The 3,981-nt window shown below is 73.2% G+C and carries 5 protein-coding genes; 3 read left to right on the top strand and 2 right to left on the bottom strand.

Going from position 1 to position 3,981, the window contains the following annotated elements; genetic code table 11:
* Positions 1–67: 67 nt before the first annotated feature.
* Complete coding sequence (locus tag WMJ97_RS14605) at positions 68–1,000, bottom strand: MurR/RpiR family transcriptional regulator (protein ID WP_347349734.1); 933 nt, start codon at positions 998–1,000, stop codon at positions 68–70.
* A gap of 184 nt (positions 1,001–1,184) precedes the next feature.
* Between WMJ97_RS14605 and WMJ97_RS14600 the strand changes: the two genes are divergently transcribed.
* Positions 1,185–1,616, top strand: a complete 432-nt coding sequence (locus tag WMJ97_RS14600; protein ID WP_347349733.1) for a thioesterase family protein — start codon at positions 1,185–1,187, stop codon at positions 1,614–1,616.
* A 33-nt stretch (positions 1,617–1,649) separates the two neighbouring features.
* Here WMJ97_RS14600 and WMJ97_RS14595 read toward each other — a convergent pair whose 3' ends face one another.
* Positions 1,650–2,420 carry an SDR family NAD(P)-dependent oxidoreductase gene (locus tag WMJ97_RS14595; protein WP_347349732.1) on the bottom strand — a complete coding sequence of 257 codons (771 nt, stop codon included), beginning with the start codon at positions 2,418–2,420 and terminating at the stop codon, positions 1,650–1,652.
* A gap of 175 nt (positions 2,421–2,595) precedes the next feature.
* On the opposite strand from WMJ97_RS14595, the gene WMJ97_RS14590 reads away from it, so the two are divergent.
* Positions 2,596–3,351 carry a 5-oxoprolinase subunit PxpA gene (locus tag WMJ97_RS14590; RefSeq protein WP_347349731.1) on the top strand — a complete coding sequence of 252 codons (756 nt, stop codon included), beginning with the start codon at positions 2,596–2,598 and terminating at the stop codon, positions 3,349–3,351.
* Positions 3,348–3,981 (top strand): allophanate hydrolase subunit 1 (locus WMJ97_RS14585; RefSeq protein WP_347349730.1); only part of this gene is annotated, 634 nt, incomplete at its 3' end. The genes WMJ97_RS14590 and WMJ97_RS14585, both read left to right, overlap by 4 nt.

Here is a 3,981-nt window from a genome sequence, read left to right as displayed (position 1 = left end):
GTGCGTGAGCACCAGATTGTCACTCTTCGCTCATCCGGTTCAAGAAATGTCAGTTCCCTGACGTTTGTCAGCCGCGAGTGCCTCGGTCGCCCTGCGGCAGATAGCTCCCGGTCACGGCGAAGAACTGCTCGATGTCGGAGGCGCGGGCGGTCCTGTCGGGGTGTCGCCGGCCGACGGCGTCGAGCAGGGCCTCGAGCGCGAAGAGCAGCCCGACGCGGCTGCGGAACATCGGGTCGGCATGGCTGGAGACGAACAGGCAGTGGTCGGCGTCGGCGACGAGGGGGCTGGTGCGACGGTTCGTGATGAGGACGGTCGTCGCACCTCGCCCCCGCGCGAACCGGAGCAGTCGCTGCACGGCGACGGGATAACGGTCGAAGGCGGCACACAACACCACGGCGTCCTCGGGGAGCCCGGCCAGGCCGTGCGCCCAGCGGTCGGTGCCCTCCAGCTCGGTGACCCCGCCGCGGAGGTAGTTGAGCAGCAGCGCGAAGTAGCTCAGCAGCGGCTGACCGGACGCCACGGCGCCCAGGTAGATCGGTCGAGAATCGTCCGCGACGAGGTCGACCACGTGAGCGAAGGCGTCCTGATCGAGGGAACGCGCCGACTCCCGAAGATCGACGGCGGTCAGCGCGTAGCGCTCGCTCAAGGGGCGCGGACGCGGCGCGGCGTGGGCGTCCGCCTCGCCGGCATCCCCAGCGGCACGGCTGGGGGCCCGGTCGGACGCCAACCGCGCAAGCCGATCGCCGGGGGCGTCCAAACGAGCACGGACTTCGTCTTGGAGGTCGCGTCTCAGCGCGCGGAAGTCCGCGTAGCCGAGTTTGCGAGCAAAGCGCGTCACCGTGGCCGTGCTGACTCCGGTCGCGGCGCAGACCTCCGTCAGCTTGAGGAGCGCGACCGCGGGATAGGCGTCCTCAAAGAACCCCGCGACGACCCGCTCGCCGGCGGTGAGCTCGTCCGCCGCGGCGATCCGCTCCATGAGCGGCAGGTCTGCTGGCCCCACGGGTCCACACTAGGACGCGCACGTTCGCCCGACCGGTCGAGGGCGCGGCGCGTCGAGAGTCGCGCACGGTCGGGGCGACCGGAGCACCGCAGACCGAGGGCGCGCCCCCACGTCACGACCTCGGCGTCGCGACCCTGCGCCGCGCGGGGTCGCGCCCGGGGCGTCCGCAGGGAAAGATGGGCGCATGACGAGCAGCGATCCCAGCACAGCGACCGTCCGGCGTGTGGTGGAGTGGCCCGACACGGACGCCTCCGGGCACCATCACAACTCGCTCATCATGCGGCTGTTCGAGGACGCCGAACGCGCCCTCTTGGACGCCGCCGGCCTGGCCGGCACGTACTTCCCGACCGCGCCGCGCGTGCGGCAGGAGATCGACTTCACCGGCAAGCTGTACTTTCGGCAGCCGGTCACGACGACCATCACGCTCGAGCGCGTCGGACGCACATCCCTCACCTGGCACTTCGAGGTGTGGGGCGAGGCGTTCGGCGACGTCCCGCGACGGCGGGCGGCGTCCGGGCGCGTGATCTGCGCGCACGTGCCCGCGGGCACCGACCGCTCGGCACCCTGGCCGGACGCCGTCCGCGCGGCGCTCACGCCGCGAGAGGACGCCGGCTGACGCCCCTGCCCCTCGATCGCGGGTGGCGCCTGCTCACATCGCCGTGTAGCCGCCGTCGAGCATGACCGTCGCGCCCGTCATGAAGTCGGACGCCGGCGCGGCCAGGTACAGCACGAGGTCGGCGACCTCCACCGGCTGGCCGAACCGGCCGAGCGGGATCTTGGCCTTCATCGGGTCGCCCTTCTCCGGCGGCCCCCAGACGGTCTCGCCCATCGGCGTCAGGATCACCGTGGGGCACACCGCGTTCACCTGGATGTTGTGACGTCCGAGCTCGCCGGCCAGCACCTTCGTCAGCGACACCAGCCCGCCCTTGGACGCCGCGTACGCCGCGTGGTCGTCCGCGGCGATGACGCCCGTCTGCGACGCGATGTTGATGATCTTGCCGTGCCCCTGCGCGACCATCCCCGGCACGATCTCCTGCGTCAGCGCGAAGGGCGCGGTCAGGTTCACGGCGAGGGTGGCGTCCCACTGCTCCTGGGTGAGCTCGGTGAACGGGGCGACGTGCGCGACGCCCGCGTTGTTGACGAGGATGTCGACCGAGCCGAGGATCTCCAGCGCGCGGCGTCCCAACGCCCGCGCGCCCTCGGGGGTCGTGAGGTCGGCGGACACCGCGTGCCCGCGGCCGCCCGCCGATTCGACGGCCGCGAGGGTCTCGGCGAGGGCGTCCTCGTCGCGTCCGGAGAGCACGAGCTCGGCGCCCGCTTCCGCGAGCACCTCGGCGATCGCGGCGCCGATACCGCGCGAGGCGCCGGTGAGCACCGCCTTCTGGCCGGCGAGAGAGAATCTGGTCTGAATGTCCGACATGGCAACTCCTTCGGTACCGGGTCTGCTCGCCAGTCTAAAAGGCGGACGCCGCCCGCTTCGGCGCTCCAGCCCCGTGCGGGAAGGTGTTCGCCGGGGGTGGGCGTCCGGGCGAGACGCCGGTGATCCCGCCGCCATATTCCGCGGGTATCGTCAGCCCAGCACTGGGAGGAGAGCGATGCGCATCGACCTGAACTCCGACTCCGGCGAGTCCTTCTCGAACTGGCCCCTCGGCGACGACGCCACCATGATGGGCATCGTCACGTCGGCGTCCGTCGCGTGCGGCTTCCACGCCGGGGACCCGTCCGTGATGCGCGCCACGGTCGCCGCCGCCCGCGACGGCGGCGTCGCGGTCGGCGCCCACGTCTCCTACCGCGACCTGCCGAACTTCGGGCGCGTGTTCATGGACGTCGCACCGTCCGACCTTGTCAACGCCGTGATCTACCAGGTGGGTGCCCTCGAGGCGGTCGCGCGCGCCTGCGGGGCGGAGGTCGCCTACTGCAAGCCGCACGGCGGGCTCTACAACGCGATCGTCCACCACGCGGCCCAGGCGGACGCTGTGGCGACCGGCCTCGCCGAGGTGCGCCCCGGCCTCCCCGTGCTCTGCCTGCCGGGCTCGGAGATCCAGCGGGCGGCACAGGCGCGCGGCCTGCGTCCGGTGGTGGAGGCGTTCGCCGACCGCGCCTACACGCCCGAGGGCGCCCTGGTCCCCCGTCGCCAGCCCGGCGCCGTGCTGCACGACCCGGGCGTCATCGCCGAGCGGGTGCTGCGGATGGTCTCCGACGGGCACGTCGAGGCGATCGACGGGACGATCGTCCCCCTCGCGCCCGAGAGCATCTGCGTCCACGGCGACACGGCGGGGGCGGTCGCCATCGCGCGGACTGTCCGCGGCCGGCTCGTGGCCGCCGGCGTCGAGGTGGCGAGCTTCGCATGAGCGAGGTGCGGCCGGTCGGGGACACGGCGTTCCTCGTGCAGTTGGGCTCGCTCGACGAGGTGCTGGCGACTCACGCCGCGCTCGTGGCGGCCCGGCCGCGGGGGCTCGTGGACGTCGTCCCGGCCGCGCGCACCGTGTTCGTCCGGGCGGCCTCCCCGGACGCCGCCGCCGCGGCCCGCGCGCTGATCGACCGACTGGACCTGACGGCGGCCGACACCCGCGACGACGACCTCGTCACCCTCGAGGTCTGCTACGACGGCGACGACCTGGGCGACGTCGCCCGCCTCCTCGGCCTCAGCGAGCAGGCCGTCGTGGACGCCCACACCGGCCAGACCTGGACGGCCGCGTTCGGCGGCTTCGCCCCCGGCTTCACGTACTGCGTCGGCGAGAACGACACCCTGACCGTCCCGCGCCGGGAGACGCCGCGCACCGCCGTCCCCGCCGGCGCGGTGGGCCTGGCCGGGGAGTTCTCCGCCGTTTACCCTCGTCAGACCCCGGGTGGCTGGCAGATCATCGGGCGCTCCGACGCCCCCCTGTGGGACCACGACCGACCGAAGCCCGCCCTCGTCGCGCCTGGGAACCGGGTGCGGTACGTCGCCGTCCGGGACGCCGTCGCCGTCCGGGACGCCG

This window comes from Nigerium sp. (assembly GCF_039811905.1).
Taxonomy (GTDB): domain Bacteria; phylum Actinomycetota; class Actinomycetes; order Propionibacteriales; family Propionibacteriaceae; genus Propioniciclava.
The sequence above is the reverse complement of the archived record's forward strand: the minus strand, read 5'-3'. Positions and strand labels throughout refer to the sequence as shown.